The organism is Amycolatopsis marina (assembly GCF_900111885.1).
In the GTDB taxonomy this organism is placed as follows: Bacteria; Actinomycetota; Actinomycetes; order Mycobacteriales; family Pseudonocardiaceae; genus Amycolatopsis; species Amycolatopsis marina.
The window spans coordinates 198,880-217,441 of sequence record NZ_FOKG01000008.1 but is presented as its reverse complement, the minus strand read 5'-3'; the positions used below and the strand labels follow the sequence as shown (position 1 = coordinate 217,441).

Annotated in this window: 19 protein-coding genes; 8 read left to right on the top strand and 11 right to left on the bottom strand. The window is 68.4% G+C overall.

From position 1 onward, the window contains the following. Positions 1 to 7: 7 nt before the first annotated feature. From BM199_RS15530 to BM199_RS15505, 6 genes are all read right to left on the bottom strand, one after another. Positions 8 to 1,321: a thymidine phosphorylase gene (locus BM199_RS15530; RefSeq protein ID WP_091673914.1), complete on the bottom strand. Its 1,314-nt coding sequence runs from the start codon at positions 1,319 to 1,321 to the stop codon at positions 8 to 10. Between the two features lie 27 nt (positions 1,322 to 1,348). Further along, the gene (locus BM199_RS15525; RefSeq protein ID WP_091673913.1) at positions 1,349 to 1,747 is read right to left on the bottom strand and encodes a cytidine deaminase; all 399 of its coding nucleotides are present in this window, start codon (positions 1,745 to 1,747) and stop codon (positions 1,349 to 1,351) included. 2 nt (positions 1,748 to 1,749) lie between these two features. After that, positions 1,750 to 3,018: an ABC transporter permease gene (locus BM199_RS15520; protein WP_091674016.1), complete on the bottom strand. Its 1,269-nt coding sequence runs from the start codon at positions 3,016 to 3,018 to the stop codon at positions 1,750 to 1,752. A gap of 8 nt (positions 3,019 to 3,026) precedes the next feature. Next, positions 3,027 to 4,127, bottom strand: coding sequence for an ABC transporter permease (locus BM199_RS15515; protein ID WP_091673912.1), 1,101 nt, complete (start codon positions 4,125 to 4,127; stop codon positions 3,027 to 3,029). Further along, complete coding sequence (locus BM199_RS15510; protein ID WP_091673911.1) at positions 4,124 to 5,695, bottom strand: ABC transporter ATP-binding protein; 1,572 nt, start codon at positions 5,693 to 5,695, stop codon at positions 4,124 to 4,126. The genes BM199_RS15515 and BM199_RS15510 overlap by 4 nt, the downstream gene beginning before the upstream one ends. 82 nt (positions 5,696 to 5,777) lie before the next feature. Beyond that, the gene (locus BM199_RS15505) at positions 5,778 to 6,917 is read right to left on the bottom strand and encodes a BMP family lipoprotein (RefSeq protein WP_091674015.1); all 1,140 of its coding nucleotides are present in this window, start codon (positions 6,915 to 6,917) and stop codon (positions 5,778 to 5,780) included. A 458-nt stretch (positions 6,918 to 7,375) separates the two neighbouring features. On the opposite strand from BM199_RS15505, the gene sdhC reads away from it, so the two are divergent. The 7 genes from sdhC (at position 7,376) to BM199_RS15470 (ending at position 13,257) form a co-directional block, all read left to right on the top strand. Beyond that, the gene (gene sdhC, locus BM199_RS15500; protein WP_091673910.1) at positions 7,376 to 7,822 is read left to right on the top strand and encodes a succinate dehydrogenase, cytochrome b556 subunit; all 447 of its coding nucleotides are present in this window, start codon (positions 7,376 to 7,378) and stop codon (positions 7,820 to 7,822) included. After that, complete coding sequence (locus BM199_RS15495; protein ID WP_091673909.1) at positions 7,822 to 8,241, top strand: succinate dehydrogenase hydrophobic membrane anchor subunit; 420 nt, start codon at positions 7,822 to 7,824, stop codon at positions 8,239 to 8,241. The genes sdhC and BM199_RS15495 overlap by 1 nt, the downstream gene beginning before the upstream one ends. 24 nt (positions 8,242 to 8,265) lie before the next feature. Next, on the top strand, positions 8,266 to 10,056 hold the full coding sequence (gene sdhA / locus BM199_RS15490) for a succinate dehydrogenase flavoprotein subunit (protein WP_091673908.1): 1,791 nt from the start codon (positions 8,266 to 8,268) through the stop codon (positions 10,054 to 10,056). Further along, positions 10,056 to 10,841 (top strand): succinate dehydrogenase iron-sulfur subunit, encoded by a 786-nt coding sequence (locus BM199_RS15485; RefSeq protein WP_091673907.1) that lies wholly within the window; start codon positions 10,056 to 10,058, stop codon positions 10,839 to 10,841. Before sdhA ends, BM199_RS15485 begins: the two co-directional genes overlap by 1 nt. A 191-nt stretch (positions 10,842 to 11,032) precedes the next feature. Then, positions 11,033 to 11,650, top strand: a complete 618-nt coding sequence (locus tag BM199_RS15480; RefSeq protein WP_091673906.1) for a dihydrofolate reductase family protein — start codon at positions 11,033 to 11,035, stop codon at positions 11,648 to 11,650. 51 nt (positions 11,651 to 11,701) lie between these two features. Then, positions 11,702 to 12,025, top strand: coding sequence for a YciI family protein (locus BM199_RS15475; RefSeq protein WP_091673905.1), 324 nt, complete (start codon positions 11,702 to 11,704; stop codon positions 12,023 to 12,025). After that, positions 12,022 to 13,257 (top strand): RNA polymerase sigma factor, encoded by a 1,236-nt coding sequence (locus BM199_RS15470; protein ID WP_091673904.1) that lies wholly within the window; start codon positions 12,022 to 12,024, stop codon positions 13,255 to 13,257. The genes BM199_RS15475 and BM199_RS15470 overlap by 4 nt, the downstream gene beginning before the upstream one ends. 1 nt (position 13,258) lies before the next feature. Here the strand turns inward: BM199_RS15470 and BM199_RS15465 are convergent, their stop codons facing one another. From BM199_RS15465 to BM199_RS15450, 5 genes are all read right to left on the bottom strand, one after another. After that, the gene (locus BM199_RS15465) at positions 13,259 to 13,447 is read right to left on the bottom strand and encodes a DUF397 domain-containing protein (protein ID WP_091673903.1); all 189 of its coding nucleotides are present in this window, start codon (positions 13,445 to 13,447) and stop codon (positions 13,259 to 13,261) included. A 6-nt stretch (positions 13,448 to 13,453) separates the two neighbouring features. Then, positions 13,454 to 14,302 carry a helix-turn-helix domain-containing protein gene (locus BM199_RS15460; RefSeq protein WP_177242631.1) on the bottom strand — a complete coding sequence of 283 codons (849 nt, stop codon included), beginning with the start codon at positions 14,300 to 14,302 and terminating at the stop codon, positions 13,454 to 13,456. A gap of 247 nt (positions 14,303 to 14,549) precedes the next feature. Next, positions 14,550 to 15,668, bottom strand: a complete 1,119-nt coding sequence (locus BM199_RS15455) for an HNH endonuclease signature motif containing protein (protein WP_245788380.1) — start codon at positions 15,666 to 15,668, stop codon at positions 14,550 to 14,552. 18 nt (positions 15,669 to 15,686) lie between these two features. After that, positions 15,687 to 15,815: a hypothetical protein gene (locus BM199_RS34925; protein ID WP_281245702.1), complete on the bottom strand. Its 129-nt coding sequence runs from the start codon at positions 15,813 to 15,815 to the stop codon at positions 15,687 to 15,689. A 258-nt stretch (positions 15,816 to 16,073) separates the two neighbouring features. Beyond that, the gene (locus tag BM199_RS15450) at positions 16,074 to 16,778 is read right to left on the bottom strand and encodes a TetR/AcrR family transcriptional regulator C-terminal domain-containing protein (RefSeq protein ID WP_245788379.1); all 705 of its coding nucleotides are present in this window, start codon (positions 16,776 to 16,778) and stop codon (positions 16,074 to 16,076) included. A 56-nt stretch (positions 16,779 to 16,834) separates the two neighbouring features. Between BM199_RS15450 and BM199_RS15445 the strand changes: the two genes are divergently transcribed. Continuing rightward, positions 16,835 to 18,433, top strand: a complete 1,599-nt coding sequence (locus tag BM199_RS15445) for an FAD-dependent monooxygenase (RefSeq protein WP_091673901.1) — start codon at positions 16,835 to 16,837, stop codon at positions 18,431 to 18,433. Positions 18,434 to 18,562: the final 129 nt, after the last annotated feature.

The window sequence follows — 18,562 nt, the reverse complement described above, 5'->3', positions numbered from 1 at the left end:
GCACGCCTCAGCCGCGCACGGTCTCGAACACGATGCCCCCGCCCGGTGCGGGGGCATCGCTGTGTTCCGGCTCGGCCACCACGACGCCACCGCGCAGCGACTCCAGCGCCGTGGGGACCGCGTCCGGGGTGTCGGTGTGCAGCTCCAGCAGTGGCTGACCCGCCTCCACCCGCGCACCCGGCTTGACCAGGCAGCGCACCCCGGCCGCGAGCTGCACCGGATCCTCCTTGCGGCTGCGTCCGGCGCCGAGCCGCCATGCGGCCACACCGACGGCGTAGGCGTCCAGTTTCGTCAGCGTGCCCGTCCGCTCGGCCTCGACGACGTGCACGTGCCGTGGCTTCGGCAGCGGCGCGTCCGGGTCGCCGTCCTGCGCGCGGATCATCCGGCACCAGGTCTCGTATGCCCGGCCGTCCGCGAGCGCGGCGGCGGGGTCGGTGTCGATCCCGGCCAGTGCCAGCATCTCCCTGGCCAGTGCGAGGGTCAGCTCCACGACGTCGGCGGGGCCGCCGCCACGAAGCACCTCGACGGCCTCGGCCACCTCGACGGCGTTTCCGACGGCACTGCCCAGCGGCACGCTCATGTCCGTGAGCAGCGCGGTGGTGGCGACGCCGTGCGCCGTGCCGATCTCCACCAGGGTGCGTGCCAGTTCGCGGGCCTGGGCCCTGGTTTTCATGAACGCGCCGCTGCCCGCCTTGACGTCGAGCACCAGCCCGGCCGACCCCTCGGCGATCTTCTTGCTCATGATCGAGCTGGCGATCAGCGGGATCGACTCCACGGTCGCCGTGACGTCACGCAGGGCGTACAGCTTGCGGTCGGCGGGCGCCAGCGACGGGGTCGCCGCGCAGACGACCGCGCCGACGTCGGTGAGCTGCCGGGTGATCTCGGCCGTGCTGAGCGCGGCTCGCCAGCCGGGAATGGCCTCCAGCTTGTCCAGCGTGCCACCGGTGTGCCCGAGCCCCCGGCCGGACAGTTGGGGCACGGCCGCGCCGCAGGCGGCGACCAGCGGGGCCAACGGCAGGGTGATCTTGTCCCCGACGCCGCCGGTGGAGTGCTTGTCCACGGTCGGCCGGGAGACGGCGAGCGAGAGCCGCTCGCCGGAATCGATCATCGCGCCGGTCCACCTGGCGATCTCGGCGGTGTCCATGCCACGCAGGAAGATCGCCATCGCGAGCGCGGACATCTGCTCCTCGGCGACGGCACCGCGGGTGTAGGCATCCACGACCCAGCTGATCTGCTCGTCGCTGAGCCTGTCACCGTCCCGCTTGGCGCGGATGACGTCCACCGCCGCGAAGGGCTCCTGAGCCACGGGTGCTCCTTCCATTCGCAGTGTCTGTTGGCAACCGCGCCGTCAGCCGGGGAGGTCCTCGGGGCCGAAGGCATCGGGCAGGACCTCGGTCATCGGCAGTACACCGCGCGGGGTGTCCACCAAACAGCTGCCGCCGCCCAGTTCGAACAGGATCTGTCTGCACCGCCCGCACGGCATCAGCAGCTCACCCGCACCGCTGCGGCAAGCTACGGCGACGAGCCGTCCCCCGCCGCTGAGCCGGGCCTGCCCCGCCATGGTGCACTCCGCGCACAGGCCAACCCCGTACGAGGCGTTCTCCACGTTGCAGCCGAGTACCTCGCGGCCGTCGTCCATGATCCCGGCGACGCCGACCAGCAGTCCCGAGTACGGCGCGTAGGCGAGCTGCGCCGCCCGGACCGCGCTGGCCCGCAGCGCCTCCCAGTCGACGACTGTGTCAGACATGCCTAGTCCCCCTCACCGCGCCGGTACCGCCGCCCGATCGCCCTGGGCGGCCGGAGCTTCTGCGCCGACACGGCCAGCACGATCAGCGTGACGAAGTGCGGGGTGTAGGGGATCAGGTCACGCGGCAGCGCGTCGTTGGACCAGTAGATGTAGTACAGGACCCCGGCGCCGGCGGCGGCCAGCAGCGCGGACAGCCACTGCTTCCGGAACAGCTGCAGCACCACGAGCACGATCAGCAGGATCACCACCCCGTACAGCAGCGAGATCACCGCCTCGCCACCACCGGAGAGTTGCAGGCCGTCGGCGTAGCCGAACAGCGCGGCACCACCGAGCAGACCGCCCGGCCGCCAGTTGCCGAAGATCATCGCCGCGAGGCCGATGAACCCCCTGCCGTTGGTCTGGTTCTCCAGGTAGTCCGCGCCGCCGGGCAGCAGTACCAGTGAGGCCCCGCCCATCCCGGCCAGTCCACCGGAGATCGCCAGCGCCACGTACTTGTGCAGGTAGACGTTGACGCCGAGCGACTCCGCCGCGACGGGGTTCTCGCCGCAGGAGCGCAGCCGCAGCCCGAACCTGGTGCGCCACAGGATCAGGTAGCTCACCGGCACCAGCAGCAGTGCCAGCACCGCCAGCGGGGTGACCTGGGTGATCAGGCCGCGGATCAGGCCCGCGGCGTCGGAGATGAACACCCGCTGCATGGCCTCGATGTCCCCGAGCCAGTCGGAGAGGAAGGTGGCCGAGTAGGTGTCGTACTTCGGCACGACCGGTGACTGTCTCGGGTTGCCGGAGATGGGCTCGAAGATCAGGCTCGCCAGATACTTGGTGACGCCGAGTCCGAGCAGGTTGATCGCCACACCGGAGACGATGTGGTTGACCCCGAAGGTCACCGTGGCGACGGCGTGCAGCAGCCCGCCGAGCCCGCCGAACAGGATCGCCGCGGCGAGACCGGTCCAGACGCTGCCACCGAAGTAGGCGCCCCAGGCCGCACCCCAGGTGCCGAGGATCAACATGCCCTCGAGGCCGATGTTGATCACGCCGGAGCGCTCCGCCCACAACCCGCCGAGCCCGGCCAGCAGGATCGGCAGCGCGAGGCGCAGCGCGGTGTTGGCGGTGTTGGACGACGTGAGCACGTCCATGCCCGTCGCGTACGACGCCGTGGCGAGCACCGCGATCGCGGCGACCGCCCACAGCAGACCCCGCGCCCAGCCCGGAATCCGTCGTCTCGCCGGCTCCCCGCCCGGCGGTCCGGTGACCGGGCTGGGGGATTCGATCACCGTGTTGGTCACAGCGCACCTCCGTCACGCACGCTCGCGGGTTTGCGCCCGTTGCCGGCCAGCGCCCTGCCCACTCGCCGCTGCTCGGCGGCGATGTCGGCGCGCTTGACGATCTCGTAGGCCACCACGACCGAGAGCACGATCGTGCCCTGGATGATCGTGGCGATCTCCTTGGGCACCGAGATGGCCTCCAGCGAGACGGCGGACTTGTCCAAATAGGCCCACAGCAACGCGCCGAACGCGATGCCCGCGGGGTGGTTGCGCCCGAGCAGGGCCACGGCGATGCCGGTGAAACCGTACTGCTGGGTGGAGGTGATGCCGTAGCTGTAGTCGCGGCCCAGCAGTTCGGGCAGTGCCACCAGACCCGCGACCGCACCGGAGAGCAGCATCGCCGCGAGCACCATCTTCTTCGCGTTGACACCGCCTGCCGACGCGGCGGTGGTGGACTCGCCACTGGCCTTGAGTTCGAAGCCGAACCGGGTGCGGTTCAGCATGAACCAGTAGGCGTAGCCGACGAGCGCCGCGATGAACACGAACCCGAAAAGCGTGCCCGCGTTGCCGAAGGGAATGCCGGGAACCCAGCCGCTTTCCGGGATCTCCCTGGTGCTGACGTTGTTCCCGGTCTGCACACCGAACTGGTCCGGGTTCACCAGGAACGCGATGATCCCGCCCGCGATGGCGTTCAGCATGATCGTGGAGATGACCTCGCTGACCCCTCGGGTGACCTTGAGGATCGCCGGGATCGCCGCGTAGGCCGCGCCGGCCAGCGCGGCGACCAGGATGATCACGAAGGTGTGCAGCACCGGCGGGAGTTGCAGCGCTCCACCGGCGATCGCCGCGATGATCGCGGCGAACCGGTACTGGCCCTCGACACCGATGTTGAAGAGGTTCATCTGGAAGCCGATGGCGACCGCCAGCCCGGCCAGGTAGTACACAGTGGCCAGATTGACCGTGTCGACGGCGATGGAGCCCTCGGTGAGCTGGCTCAGCATCGTGCCGTAGGCCAGCAGCGGGTCCGCACCGGAGATCAGCAGGGCGATCGAGGACAGCAGGAGCGCGAAGATGATCGCCAGCAGCGGCGGAAGCAGCGCCGTGCGCCAGGACTTCATGAACCGTCACCCTCCCCCGTGCCGTCCGTGGACGCTCCGGTCATCGCGGAACCCAGTTCCTGCGGGGTGACCGTGCGCGGGTCCGCCTCGGCCACGAGTCTGCCGCGCAGCATGACCCGGATCGTGTCGGACAACCCGATCAGCTCGTCCAGGTCCGCCGAGATGAGCAGCACGGCGAGGCCGTCCGCCCGTGCCGTGCGGATCTGCTCCCAGATCAGCGCCTGCGCGCCGACGTCCACGCCCCGGGTGGGGTGCGAGGCGATGAGTAGCACGGGGGCTCCGGAGAGCTCCCTGCCGACCACGAGTTTCTGCTGGTTCCCGCCGGAGAGCGCCCCGGCGAGCACCTCGATACCCGGTGTCCGCACGTCGAACTGCTCGACGATGCGACTGGTGTCCTCGCGCGCGCCCGCGCGATCGATCAACGGTCCTTTTGCGACCGGTCGGCGAGTCTGGTAGCCGAGTACCCGGTTCACCCACAACGGCTGGTTCAGCAGCAGTCCGTGCCGGGTCCGGTCCTCGGCGATGTAACCGATGCCCGCTTCCCGCCGGGCGAGCGTGCCCAGCCTGGTCAGGTTCCGGTCCCCGTCTTCGGTCACCAGCTCGATCGCGCCGGAGGTCGCCTTGCGCATGCCCATAATCGTCTCGACCAGCTCGGTCTGCCCGTTGCCCTCGACACCGGCGATGCCGAGGATCTCCCCGGCGTGCACGGTGAAGGAGATGTCGTCGAGTACCGCGCGTTCGCTGTCCTCGGCGGCGAGCTTCAGGTCCCGCACCCGCAGCACATCGCGCTCGGTCACTGTGGACTCGCGGGTCTCCGGGCTGGGGAGTTCGCTGCCGACCATCATCTCGGCGAGTTCACGTGAGCTGATCCGCTTGGGGTCGGCGGTGCCGACCGTTGCCCCACGGCGGATCACGGTGACCGTGTCGGCGATCGCCCGCACCTCGTCGAGTTTGTGCGAGATGAACAGGAACGTGAACCCCTGCTCCTGCATGTCGCGCACCGTCTCGAAGAGAGCGTCGACCTCCTGGGGCACGAGCACCGCGGTCGGCTCGTCGAGAATGATGATGCGCGCGCCCCGGTAGAGCACCTTGACGATCTCGACCCGCTGCCGGTCCGCCACACCGAGCCGTTCGACCAGCAGGTTCTGGTCCGCGCGCAGCCCGGTGCGCTCCTCGAGCTCGGCGATCCGGCGCGAGGCGGCCTTGCCGATGCCGTGCAGGTTCTCCGCGCCGAGCAGCACGTTCTCCCGAACGGTCAGATTGTCGGCGAGCATGAAGTGCTGGTGCACCATGCCGATTCCGGCACGGATGGCGTCCTGCGGGTTGCGCAGGCGCACCTGTTCGCCGTTGATCGTGATGGTGCCCTCGTCCGGCTGCTGCATCCCGTAGAGGATCTTCATCAGCGTGGACTTGCCCGCGCCGTTCTCGCCGCAGAGTGCGTGTACCTCCCCCGCGCGGACGGTGAGGTTGACGTCGGAGTTCGCCACGACGCCGGGAAATCGCTTGGTGATGCCGGCCAGTTCGACGACCGGTTCACCCCGCTGCGGGACGGGGTCTGTTGTGCTCATGTTCCTGCTGGGCTCCCCATGAAATCACGGCGTGGGACCAGAAGAGGGTCGCTCTTCTGGCCCCACGTCCGTGATCTGGCGGTTAGTTCTCCGGCTTGTCCGAAACCGTGATCGCGCCGTCGACGATCTGCTGCTTGTAACCCTCGAGCTGCGGCACGATGTCGTCGATCATGCCACCGGAGGTCGAGTAGCCGACACCGTCCACCTCAAGATTGAAGCGCTCGGGCAGCGTCGAGACGTCGTCCTTGGCGACCGCGGCGATGTAGTCGAAGACCGCGACGTCGACCCGCTTGATCATCGAGGTGATGATGACGTCCTTGACCGAAGCCAGCGTCTTCTGGTTGTACTGGTCGGAGTCGACCCCGATGGCCTTCGCGTTGCCGGACTTGGCCGCCTCGAAGACGCCCTTACCGGAAGCGCCCGCGGCGTGGTAGAGCACGTCCGCGCCCTTGTCGACCTGGGCGCTGGCGACCACGTTGCCCTTGCCCGGGTCCTGGAAGCCGGAGATGTCGCCGGCCGGGGTGAGGTAGTCGTTCTCGATCTTGACCTTGTCCGACGCGGCCTTCGCGCCCTGCAGGAAGCCCGCCTCGAACTTGTGGATCAGCGGGGTGTCCACGCCACCGACGAAGCCGATGTGGCAGTTCTCGCTCTTGTAGACGGCGGCGACACCGGCGAGGAAGGAGCCCTCCTCCTCGGCGAACACCAGCGGTGTCACGTTCTCGGCCTCGACCGAGTTGTCGTCGACGATGGCGAACTGGGTGTCCGGGAACTTCGGCGCGACGGCCTTGAGGGCCTCGGCGTAGGCGAAGCCGACCGCGATGATCGGGTTGAAGCCCTCGTTGGCCATCTGGCTCAGCCGCTGCTGCTTGGAGGCCTCGTCCTCGGTGGCGGACGCGGTGCTCTCGGTGGTGTCCGCAACGCCCATCTGCTCCACCGCCCGGTCCACGCCGGCCGCGGCGGCGTCGTTGAACGAGGCGTCACCCCGGCCGCCGACGTCGTAGGCGAGGCCGACCTTGAGCTTGCTCGCGTCGACGTCCGCCCCCGCGGCGCTCTCGCTCGAGGCCGCCGCCGGCGGCGCGGGCGGGGCTTCCGCCGTCACGCACTCCCCCGCGTTGCCTCCCTCGCTGCCCGAGGCGTTGTCATTACTGCCGGAGTCCTTGGCACAACCTGCCAGGGCCAGCACTCCGGCCGCGGCGATCGCCACGATCCGGCCACCACGCAGTGAACGCACGGTGTATCTCCCTCCCCGCTGTTCCAGCGGACAAACCGAGAACGGCCCGGGCTCTGCGATGCCGGACCGACTGGCGAACGGTACCGGTCCGTGGGATGGCCGCCACCCTCAATGCACCCTACGTAACCTAAATGTTCATTCCGTGAATCACATCGCAACGAGTCGTGCACTGGCTGTAGTCACGCTGGCGGGGTCAGGTGATCTTGCCGCCGCACCGTCAGCACCGTCAGGGAGACGTGTACCACACGTCCTGTGTCTGGTCCATCACACAGAACAACCCGAGGTTGGGCGGGTGTGAAGGGGCGGGTCTAGCATCCCTTGCATCCACGCTCGATGACCATTACCCCGGCACCGTCGCCGAACCGTCCCAGGTGGACGCGCCTCTCGATGGCAACCGGAGTTCTGATCAAGCGGGCTCAGTCTGCCACGACGTTGGAGGCCTTTCACCGATGTCCACCACGGCTAGCACCGCCGCGACGGCGGAGGCGAGCGATCGGGCGGGTGCCTCGCGCCGGAACGGAACGTTCTATCGCGGCGACCCCGGAATGTGGTCCTGGGTGCTGCATCGCATCACCGGCGTGCTCACGTTCTTCTTCCTGTTCGTCCACGTGCTCGACACGGCGCTCGTCCGGGTGTCCCCGAACGCCTACGACGAGGTCATCGAGACCTACAAGTCACCGCTGGTCAACCTTCTCGAGGTCGGCCTCGTCGGCGCGGTCCTGTTCCACGCGCTCAACGGCATCCGGGTGATGCTGATCGACTTCTGGGAGCCAGGGCCGCGGTACCAGCGGCCGATGCTGTGGACGATCGTCGGCATCTGGATCCTGGTGATGGTCCCCGGCACCTACTTCATGCTCGAGCGGACCGTCTCCGACCTGCTCGGAGGGGCGAACTGATGACTACCGAATCCCTCACACTGGACAAGCCCCGCTCGCCGCGCAGGCCGGCCGCCCGGCGCAGTAACTTCGAGCTGTACAGCTGGCTGTTCATGCGCCTGTCCGGCCTCGCGCTGGTGGTCCTCGTGCTCGGCCACCTGTTCATCATGAACATCCTCGACGACGGCGTGCACCGGATCAACTTCGCCTTCGTCGCGGGCCGCTGGGCCTCGCCGTTCTGGCAGTTCTGGGACCTGTCGATGCTCTGGCTCGCCCAGCTGCACGGCGGCAACGGCCTGCGCACGATCATCGACGACTACGCCCGCAAGGACAGCACCCGCTTCTGGCTGAAGATGGTGCTCTATGTGTCGATGTTCGTCATCCTCGTTGTCGGCACACTGGTGGTCTTCACCTTCGACCCCAACATCGCGGCCAGCTGACCCCCCACCAGGAGAGTTTTTCTCATGCAGTTCCACAAATACGACGTGTTGATCGTCGGAGCGGGCGGCGCGGGCATGCGAGCGGCGATCGAGGCCGGTCAGCGCTCGCGCACCGCGGTGCTCACCAAGCTCTACCCGACGCGCTCGCACACGGGAGCGGCTCAGGGCGGTATGTGCGCCGCGCTGGCCAACGTCGAAGAGGACAACTGGGAGTGGCACACCTTTGACACCGTCAAGGGCGGCGACTACCTGACCGACCAGGACGCCGCGGAGATTATGGCCAAGGAGGCCATCGACGCGGTGCTCGACCTGGAGAAGATGGGGCTGCCGTTCAACCGCACCCCCGAGGGCAAGATCGACCAGCGTCGCTTCGGCGGGCACACCCGCGACCACGGCAAGGCCGCCGTGCGCAGGGCCTGCTACGCGGCCGACCGCACCGGGCACATGATCCTGCAGACGCTGTACCAGAACTGCGTCAAGCACGGGATCGAGTTCTACAACGAGTTCTACGTCCTCGACATCACCCTGAGCACCAACGAGGCAGGCGAGCAGGTCGCCTCCGGCGCGATCGCCTACGAGCTCGCGACCGGCGAGATCCACGTGTTCCAGGCCAAGTCGATCGTGTTCGCGACCGGTGGCTTCGGCAAGGTGTTCAAGACGACGTCGAACGCGCACACGCTGACCGGCGACGGCATGGGCATCTACTACCGCAAGGGCCTGCCGCTGGAGGACATGGAGTTCTACCAGTTCCACCCGACCGGTCTGGCCGGGCTCGGCATCCTGCTCACCGAGGGCGCGCGAGGCGAGGGCGCGATCCTGCGCAACGCCGACGGCGAGCGGTTCATGGAGCGCTACGCCCCGACGATCAAGGACCTCGCGCCGCGCGACATCGTCGCCAGGTCGATGGTGCTCGAGGTGCTCGAGGGCCGTGGCGCCGGGCCGAGCAAGGACTACGTGTACCTCGACTGCACGCACCTCGGCGCCGAGGTGCTGGAGTCCAAGCTGCCGGACATCACCGAGTTCGCCCGTACCTACCTGGGTGTGGACCCGGTGCACGAGCCGGTGCCGGTGTACCCGACCGCGCACTACGCGATGGGCGGGATCCCGACCAACGTGCACGGCGAGGCGTTGCGGGACAACGAGAACGTCATCCCCGGTCTGTTCGCCGCCGGTGAGGTCGCCTGCGTCTCGGTGCACGGTTCGAACCGCCTGGGCACGAACTCGCTGCTGGACATCAACGTGTTCGGCCGTCGCGCGGGTATCGCCGCCGCCGAGTACGCGTCCGGGCACGACTTCGTCGAGCTGCCGGAGACCCCGGCGAAGATGGTCGAGGGCATGGTCGAGCACCTGCGCACCGCACACGGTGGCGAGCGCGTAGCCGACATCCGCACGGCCCTGCAGCAGACCATGGACACCAACGCAGCCGTCTACCGCACCGAGGAGACGCTGAAGCAAGCGCTGTCCGACGTGCAGGCGCTCAAGGAGCGCTACGGCCGGATCGCGGTGCAGGACAAGGGAAAGCGGTACAACACCGACCTGCTGGAGGCCGTCGAGCTCGGCTTCCTGCTGGACCTGGCCGAGGCACTGGTGCACGCCGCGCTGGCACGTAAGGAATCTCGTGGCGGGCACGCCCGCGAGGACTACCCGAACCGGGACGACACCAACTTCATGCGGCACTCGATGTCGTACAAGTTGCTGCCGGAGAAGGAAGATCCGGACGCCCCGCTCGGGCTGACCGGCTTCCTCGCCGACATCCGGCTGGACTACAAGCCGGTGGTGTTCACCCGCTACGAGCCGATGGAGCGTAAGTACTGATGACCGCTGTCGCCGAGCCCACCACCGGCTCCCATGACACCTCACAAATCCCGGCGCCGGAAGGATCGGTCACCATCACGGTGAAGATCCTCCGGTTCAACCCGGAGCTGGACACCGAGCCGCACTGGGAGTCCTACGACGTCCCGGCGCTGCCGACCGACCGGGTGCTCAACCTGCTCACCAACATCAAGAGCTACGTGGACGGCACCCTGTCGTTCCGCCGGTCCTGTGCGCACGGCATCTGCGGCTCCGATGCCATGCAGATCAACGGGATCAACCGGCTGGCCTGCAAGGTGCTGGTGAAGGACCTGCTTGCGAAGGAAGGCAAGCAGACCACGGTCACCGTGGCGCCGATCAAGGGCCTGCAGACGATGAAGGATCTCTATGTCGACATGGAGCCCTTCTTCGAGGCCTTCAAGGCGGTCAAGCCGTACCTGATCGCCTACGGCAACGAGCCGACACGCGAGCGGATCCAGTCGCAGGCGGACCGCGAGCGGTTCGACGACACCACCAAGTGCATCCTGTGCGCCTGCTGCACGTCGGCGTGCCCGGTGTACTGGAGCGACGGCTCTTTCTTCGGGCCCGCGTCGATCGTGAACGCCCACCGGTTCATCTTCGACTCGCGGGACGAGGGTTCCGAGGAGCGGCTGGACATCCTCAACGACGCCGAGGGCGTGTGGCGCTGCCGCACGACGTTCAACTGCACCGACGCCTGCCCCCGTGGCATCCAGATCACCAAGGCGATCCAGGAAGTGAAGCGCGCGCTGCTGTTCCGCCGCGTCTGAGGCTGCCCTGAGCAGTCGCCCCGTCAGGGCCATCTCGCGTTCATCGGACGCGGGGTGGCCCTTTTGGCGTTCGTGCCGGAAAGTTGTCGGAAAAATTTTGGGGAGGCGGTGTCGGATCGGGGCGGGATTGTTCGTAGAAGGGGTGAGAGGCCGCCCACGAGGGGCGCCTGCGACCCGGAGGAGCTCAGATCATGAAGCTGACGACCATCACGCACGTCACGGTGGACGGAGTGATGCAGGGACTCGGCGGGCCGGAGGAGGACCGCGGCGACGGATTCGAGCGCGGCGGATGGGCCTTGCCGCTGTTCGACGACGAGGCCGAGACGTGGCTCGGCCAGGTCTTCCAGCGCGCCGACGCGTTCCTGTTCGGCCGCCGGACCTACGAGATCTTCGCCGGCTCCTGGGGAACCGGCTCCTGGGGGACGGATCAGGGCGACAACCCGATCTCGGTGGCGTTGAACAAGCGGCCCAAGTACGTGGCGTCGACCACCCTCACCGACCCGAACTGGGCGGACACGACCGTCCTCGCCGGAGACGTCGCGGCCGCCGTTGGCGAGCTGAAGGCCAAGCCCGGCGGCGAACTGCAGGTGCACGGCAGCGGCGACCTGGTTCGCTGGCTCATCCGCAACAATCTGGTCGACGAGATCACCTTGGTCACCTATCCCCTGATCGTCGGCCAGGGCACGCGGCTGTTCCCCGCCAACGGCCCGGACACGGCGCTCGAGCTGGTCGGCTCACGAGCCATCCCCAACGGGGTGACGATCGGTGTCTACCGGCCCGGGGGGCGCCCGCGGTATGCCACGGCCTGAAGCCCCTGACACCGAACCACACTGACTTGAAGCAAGGGAGATGATCTTCAGATGCAGTACCTGGTTTCCGTCATCGATGACAAGACCAATCCCGGCAGCACGGACAGGCGGCCCGCCATCAGCGCGTTCAACGAACGACTGATCGCCGAGGGCCACTGGGTTTTCGCGGGCGGACTCGCGGACACCGACGCTGCCACGGTCGTCGACAACCGTGGCGAGCAGGCGGTGTTCAGCGACGGACCTTTCGTGGAGTCGAAGGAGTATCTCGCCGGCGTCTGGGTGTGGGAGGCACCTGATCTGGATGTGGCGCTCAAGCTCGCCGCCGAGGCGTCGAAGGTCTGCGATCGGAAGATCGAGGTACGGCCGTTCCAGTGAACGACGTCGAGGACGCGATCACCCGGGCCCACCAGGCGGAGTGGGCACGGGTGGTCGCCCACCTGGCCAGACGGTTCGGTGACCTCGACATCGCCGAGGAGGCGACCGCCGAGGCGTTCGCGACCGCCGTCGAGCGGTGGCCCACCGACGGCGTACCCCCCAATCCCGGCGCCTGGCTGACCACCACCGCCAACCGCAAGGCCATCGATCGGATCCGCCGCGAGAACAAGCGCGACGACAAGCAGAAGGAGGCTCGGCTGGTGTACGACGACGACCCGGCTGTGCCGACTGTGCCGCTCGGCGTCATCGACGACGAGCGGCTCCGGCTGATCTTCACCTGCTGTCACCCCGCGCTCGCGATGCAGACCCGCGTGGCGCTGACGCTGCGCCTGGTCGGCGGCCTGACCGTGCCCGAGATCGCCCGCGCCTTCCTGGCGCAGGAGAACACCACGGGACAGCGGATCACCCGCGCGAAGGCCAAGATCAAGGCGGCTCGCATCCCCTATCGGGTACCCGCGGCGGAGGATCTTCCGGCACGGGTCGCCGGCGTACTCGCCGTCCTCTATCTCGTCTTCAACGAGGGCTATCTGGCGACCGGCCCCGACACCGATCCCGTTCGTCACGACCTGACCGCCGAGGCCATCCGCCTCACCCGCCTGATTCGTGCCCTCATGCCGGATGACGGTGAGGTGGCCGGGCTACTGGCGCTGATGCTGCTCACCGAGGCCCGCCGCTGCGCCCGGGTCTCGGCGAGCGGCGAACTGGTCACCCTCGACGAGCAGGACCGCGGCGCCTGGGACGCGGCGCTGATCGCCGAGGGCCATCGGCTGGTGCGCGAGCGCCTGGCCACCGGTGTGGCTCCGGGCCGCTACCAGATCCTCGCGGCGATCAACGCCGTGCACACCTCCGCCCGCGACATACGGGACACCGACTGGTCGCAGGTCGTCGCCCTCTACGACCAGCTCGTCCGCCTCGACCCCTCGTCGATCATCGCCCTCAACCGAGCCATCGCGGTCGCCGAGCTCGACGGCCCGGAGGTGGCACTGGCGGCCGTCGACCGTCTTGCGGACAAGCTGGCCGGATACCACGCCTACCATGCGAGCCGCGCCGACCTGCTGCGCAGACTGGGCCGCGGCCAGGATTCGCGCTCGGCATACGACAGAGCCATCGAGCTGGCGGGCAACACCGCCGAGATCGCCTACCTGACCCGGCGCCGCGACCAGCTGCGGTAGCTCAAACGAGGTTCGCGGTGAAGGCGCGCCACGCGACGGTGGGGAACTGGAGCGTGCCGCCGTCACGGTCCTTGGTGTCGCGGACGGCGGTGACGCCCGGCAGCGGCGCGACCTCGACGCACTCTCCTTCGGTTCCGCTGTAGCTGGCTGTGCGCCATGCGGCGTCCCGCACCCCTTCGGAACGCTCCATCGTGTTTCACCCTTCGCTGTATTCGTCAGCCACTGACGCGAGAAACTCCAGTGATTCACCCGATCCAAGGGCCGTAGTGAGCAGCGTATCTGTCGTTTGATGAAACACACGAACCTCATCCGGGTCGTCCACGAACAGCGACGACCGCTTGTGTTCCAGGTAGACGATCGAGCGAGCCTTGGCGAAATCCATCACGACGAAGGTGCCGTCAACACCCGCGTGCTCACCTCGCGCGAATGGGATCACACGCACCTCGATGTTCGGCCTGCGCGCAGAGTTCACGACGTGCCTCAGCTGCTCCGCCATGAGCTGACCACCGCCAACAGGCCGCCGCAGAACGGCCTCGTCGAGAATCACCAGGTACTGGGGAGGCCGGGGCTTGGTGAGCACCGATTGACGACCAAGTCGCGCAGCCACCCGGGCCTCCACCTCAGGTGCGGCGACCTGGTTTGCTGACATGACTTCACGGATGTAGTCGGCGGTTTGCAGCAGCCCTGGGATACGCAACATCGACACATGGACGATGGCCGTCGCCTCCGACTCAAAGCTGATCAGGGCAGGCAAATGCTTAGGTAGCGGCCGGTCGCCCGTCTCCCACCAGCCTGGAAGGTTCGCCTCTCGGGACAGTTGCAGCAGGCGCTCGCGTTCGACGCCGGTCACGGCGTAGACCACCAGCAGCGCCGAGACGTCCTCCGGCTCGACGGCCTTGCCGCCGTTCTCCAGCCGGTTCAGCGTGGACGCGGACATGCCCACCCGCTTGGCCGCCTCCCGCGTGCTCAGGCCTGCCTTGTCACGCAGGTCTCGCAACTCGGTCGCGATGCTGCGAATGCGCGCGGTGCCGTGTCTGGTCGGCATCTGGCTCCCCTCTCCGGTGCTCGCTCCTCATCTCATCGCGTCGACCGGCACGGGCGCGATCACACGATCGGATCCGCTGTTTCAACTACTGGGACAGTCCGCCGTAGTGCAACGCTGTCTCCATGACTCCCGAGTTGCCCCGGACGCGAGACGAGCTGCGTGCCCTGCTGAGGTCGTGGGCGCTCGCCAATCCACCCCGGCGGTTCGCGCTGTAAGAATCCACAGAGGACGATGTGGGGTGGGACGGTCAGGTTTTCGCCTGGGGACTCGGGTTCGAGGACCACTTGGTGGTTCGGTCCATGGACGAGACCGTGCACGGGCGTTTCACGTCCGAGGAGAGCATGCTGCGCGTCCTGGGCCAGCGGGCCGACGTCGGCCTGCTCTGGGTCGACGCCGATCGATGACGCCGCCTACCGGGCGGATCGTGTGCGCTGTTCCGTATGGGTTTCTGTTCCGGGTCCAGCCATTCCGGTGGGATGAACTCCGGTGTTCCGTGGCGGATGCGGACCGACCATCCGGTGTGGTGCAGCTCGCGGTGGTGTTTCGCACAGACGAGGATCATGTTGTCCAGACCGGACGGTCCATTGGCGATCCACCACACCACGTGGTGAACCTGACACCACTTCGGACCGCGTGTACAGCCCGGCCGGGTGCAGCCCCCGTCCCGGATCGCCAGTGCCCGTCGCTGAGCCGGGGTGGCGAGGCGCTGGGCGCGGCCGAGGTCGAGAATTTCGCCGTGGGTGCCGAGGACGGCGGGCAACACTTTCGCTTCGCAACACCAGCGGCGGAGTTGGCTGATCGAGGTGTAGCCAGTCGCGCCCCGCATCGCGGTTTCCGCACGCTGTTCCAACTCCGCCAGGGACACTGTCACCGTCACCACGGCGCGTTCGCCGCCGGTGGTCGGGAGATCGTCGGCGCGGGCGGTGCGGCTGATGATGTTGGCGAGGGCGTCGCCCTGCCGCTGCGCATGGCTGCGGCGGTCCGGGGCGCCGTCGACATCGGCCGGGTCAGGCTTCGCCAGCGGATGCATGACGCCTTCCAGTTCCCCAGCTGATTCCGGGTCCAGTTGCCCGGAGAACACGTACTGTCCGTCCCGGCGGTAGCGGCCGTAAAACTCCCGATACGGCCCCTTGGGGTGCTCCCGATCCTTCGGGGGAGCGTTCTCAACGTCCCAGTGGCCCAGGATCCGCTGCCCGACCTTGGCGACCTTGGTGGCGTCGGCCTGGCAGCCCAGTTCGACCAGCGTGTTCTCCGTCGCGAGCCGCTCGGCCTCGGGAAGAGTGTCCGGTGCTTGGGTCAGGACTTTCTGAATCTGTGCCACCTGCGCGGCGCCGATCTCTCCCGCCCGCAGAGCGTCCTGCGCCACCGGCATTGGAGTGGTCGCCTACGCGACACGGGCCTTGGCCTCAGCGCGGGTCAGGCGCAGCGCCATCATCAACAGCGACACCGTGCCCGCATACCCCTGCGCCGCGGCTGCACCGCGCTTTTCCGTCTCCGCCACTAGTTCCAGCATCCGCCCGTACTGCCGCCGCAAGACCTTTTCGGACTCGGCAGGGCACCGAGCAGCTCCCCCTCGGAAAGCTGCCACGCCGGTATCACCCGCTCGTCCACGTCCACACCACCGACGCTACTCGAACACCAGTTCCACCGGCAGGTGGCTGTCGGCAAGCGGTCACCTCGCCCCGACCAACGGCAGTCCAAGCCACCGTCGATGACGCGGTCCAGTTGTTCACCGGCCCGGACCCACTCAACCGGTACGCGTATCGACCGGTCAGCGACCCAGTCTGGCCGCGAGACCGTCGAGCACGCATTCCAGACCGAACGCGAACTCGACGTCGGGGTCGAGTTCCTCGCCTTCGAGGACGCGGCGGGCGAGCATCGGGTGCTCGCCCGCCGCGAGGACCTCGCTGATGTAGGGACCGACGCTGCGCTGCCACTGTTCCTCGGTCAGGCCGGTGCGCTGCTCGTCACGACGAGCGGCCTGTTGAGTGGCCACCGAACCCAGCACGTACGCGCGCACGGCGCCGAGTGCCTGCGACGCCAGGGTGATGTCGGGCGTGAGTGCGACGGCGGCGCGCAGGGCGGATTCGGACCGCCGCAGCGAGTTGGGGCCAAGCGAGGGCCTGCCCGACAGTTCGCCGGCCAACCACGGATGCCGCAGCAGGGTCGCGCGCAGCGCGTGCGCGACCGTGGCGAGATCGGTGCGCCAGTCCCCAACCGGCTCGGGGATCGGGTCCTCGCCCTGCACCGCGTCGATCATCAAATCCAGCAGTTCGTCGCGGTTGGTGATGTAGCGGTAGAGGGTGGCAGTCCCGGAACCGAGATCGCTCGCGATCCGGCGCATCGACACCGCGGCCAAGCCCTCCGCGTCGGCGACGGCCAGCGCGGCGGCCACGTACTGGTCCACCCCCGGTGCACGTCGGCGCGGTTGCGGGCGTGGCCTGGTCCACACCATCGAGGGAGCGGGTTCGGTCATCGAGTGGGCTCCTTTCCTCGTTGACCGGCATCCTACCTTCTGGATACGGTGTATCCATGACGACAACAGTGTATCCAGAGGTGCCCGTGCTCGTGGTTGGAGGCGGCAGCGTCGGGCTGCTCGCCGCGGCGCTGCTCACCCACCACGGCGTTCCCGTGGTGCTCGTCGAACGCCGGTCTGGTCCGTCGGTCCACCCGCGCGCCACCGGCATCGGACCGCGCACCGTCGAGATCCTCCGCGAGCTCGGGCTCGACACCGCCGCCGACGCCGAGGCGGTCGACCTCCGAAGCTCCGCAGGCAAGGCGGTGGCGCGGACGGTCGTCGAGATGGGCGCGGGAGACGTCGTGACCGTGCCCATGCCGACCCCGTCCGCCGACGAACTGGACACAATGCCGTTCAGGCTGCGGGGCGTCTGCTCGCAGGACCGCCTCGACGCCGTGGTGGCCGCCTACCTGGCGCGCCGAGGAGCGGATCTGCGCTGGTCGACCCGTTTGGTCGGCATCGCGCAGGACGCCGACCGGGTCGACGTCGAACTGGCGGGTCCCGATGGCCGCTACTCGTTGCGCTGCGCACGTGTGGTGGCTGCGGACGGCACGCACAGCGCCGTCCGGACCGCGCTCGGCGTGGGCACCTCCGGGCCCGGCGAGCTGGGAAAGTCGATGCTCAACATTTTGTTCCGGGCCGACCTCCGACCACACCTGCGGGGAATGTCCTTCGCCACCTGCACGATCACCACGCCGGAGGCGCCCGGTCTGCTGGCGACCGTGGACGGCGAGACGAACTGGGTCTTCCACGTCGCTTGCGACGTGGAAGGGAACGAGCGTCAGGAGGACTTCACGCACGAGCGGTGCACCGCGGTCGTCCGGGCGGCGGTCGGCGATCCCAACCTCGCCGTCGAGGTGCGCAGCGTGCTCCCCTGGCGGCCCCGGAGCTGCATGGCGGACCGCTTCGCCGTCGGCCGTGTGTTCCTCGTCGGCGACGCCGCGCACACCGTGTCGCCGCTGGGCGCGTTCGGCCTCAATACCGGGGTCGCGGACGCGCACAACCTGGCGTGGAAACTGGGCGCCGTGCACAAGGGTGAGGCGGGCGCCGGTCTGCTCGACACCTACGCTCAGGAGCGCGAGCCGGTCGCCGTGGCGACACTGGACCAGGCGATGCGCAGGCTCCCCGACCCAGATCTGCACTGGGGGCGTGGACCTGAGGCCGACGCCGCCAGGACGGCCGCGGGGGTGTGGGCGGCGCCGGTCGTGCACCTCGGCCAGCGATACGACTCGGCCGCCGTCGTCGATCCACAGCCGGAACTGCCATCCACAGTGGACCTGGCGGTGACGCTGGACGGGTCGCCGGGATCACGGTTGCCCCACGCGTGGGTCGACGGGGTCTCCACGCTCGACCTGGTCGCGTCCCGGTGGACTCTGCTGGTGGGCGGCGCGGGCGACCGGTGGCTCACCGCCGCGGCGGACGTCGGCCTACCGGCGCACCGGGTCCACGCACCGTGGCTGTCCGATGACGGGTCCATGCTCGTGCGACCGGACGCGATCGTCGCGATGCGGGTCACGGCACTGGTCCCAGATCCGGCGCGGTTACTCACCGACGTTCTGGACCAGGTGCTGGCCAGGCCGACCCCAGTGCCGGTGCCGGTGTCGAGCACCTGACTGGGTGCGCCCTGACGCCAACTACCCCCATCCGCACTTTCCCGGGAAAGTGCGGATGGGGGTAGTTGGCGGTGCCGATGATCTTGCTTGGTGGTACTTGCAGACGCACCATCCCTGGACCGAGCTGTC

Bases quoted from the DNA above. Each gene is read 5' to 3' on its own strand.
- BM199_RS15530 (WP_091673914.1), bottom strand. From the start codon at position 1,321: ATGGAAGGAGCACCCGTGGCTCAGGAGCCCTTCGCGGCGGTGGACGTC.
- BM199_RS15525 (WP_091673913.1), bottom strand. From the start codon at position 1,747: ATGTCTGACACAGTCGTCGACTGGGAGGCGCTGCGGGCCAGCGCGGTC.
- BM199_RS15515 (WP_091673912.1), bottom strand. From the start codon at position 4,127: ATGAAGTCCTGGCGCACGGCGCTGCTTCCGCCGCTGCTGGCGATCATC.
- BM199_RS15510 (WP_091673911.1), bottom strand. From the start codon at position 5,695: ATGAGCACAACAGACCCCGTCCCGCAGCGGGGTGAACCGGTCGTCGAA.
- sdhC (WP_091673910.1), top strand. From the start codon at position 7,376: ATGTCCACCACGGCTAGCACCGCCGCGACGGCGGAGGCGAGCGATCGG.
- BM199_RS15495 (WP_091673909.1), top strand. From the start codon at position 7,822: ATGACTACCGAATCCCTCACACTGGACAAGCCCCGCTCGCCGCGCAGG.
- sdhA (WP_091673908.1), top strand. From the start codon at position 8,266: ATGCAGTTCCACAAATACGACGTGTTGATCGTCGGAGCGGGCGGCGCG.
- BM199_RS15485 (WP_091673907.1), top strand. From the start codon at position 10,056: ATGACCGCTGTCGCCGAGCCCACCACCGGCTCCCATGACACCTCACAA.
- BM199_RS15480 (WP_091673906.1), top strand. From the start codon at position 11,033: ATGAAGCTGACGACCATCACGCACGTCACGGTGGACGGAGTGATGCAG.
- BM199_RS15475 (WP_091673905.1), top strand. From the start codon at position 11,702: ATGCAGTACCTGGTTTCCGTCATCGATGACAAGACCAATCCCGGCAGC.
- BM199_RS15465 (WP_091673903.1), bottom strand. From the start codon at position 13,447: ATGGAGCGTTCCGAAGGGGTGCGGGACGCCGCATGGCGCACAGCCAGC.
- BM199_RS15460 (WP_177242631.1), bottom strand. From the start codon at position 14,302: ATGCCGACCAGACACGGCACCGCGCGCATTCGCAGCATCGCGACCGAG.
- BM199_RS34925 (WP_281245702.1), bottom strand. From the start codon at position 15,815: ATGCTGGAACTAGTGGCGGAGACGGAAAAGCGCGGTGCAGCCGCGGCG.
- BM199_RS15450 (WP_245788379.1), bottom strand. From the start codon at position 16,778: ATGACCGAACCCGCTCCCTCGATGGTGTGGACCAGGCCACGCCCGCAA.
- BM199_RS15445 (WP_091673901.1), top strand. From the start codon at position 16,835: ATGACGACAACAGTGTATCCAGAGGTGCCCGTGCTCGTGGTTGGAGGC.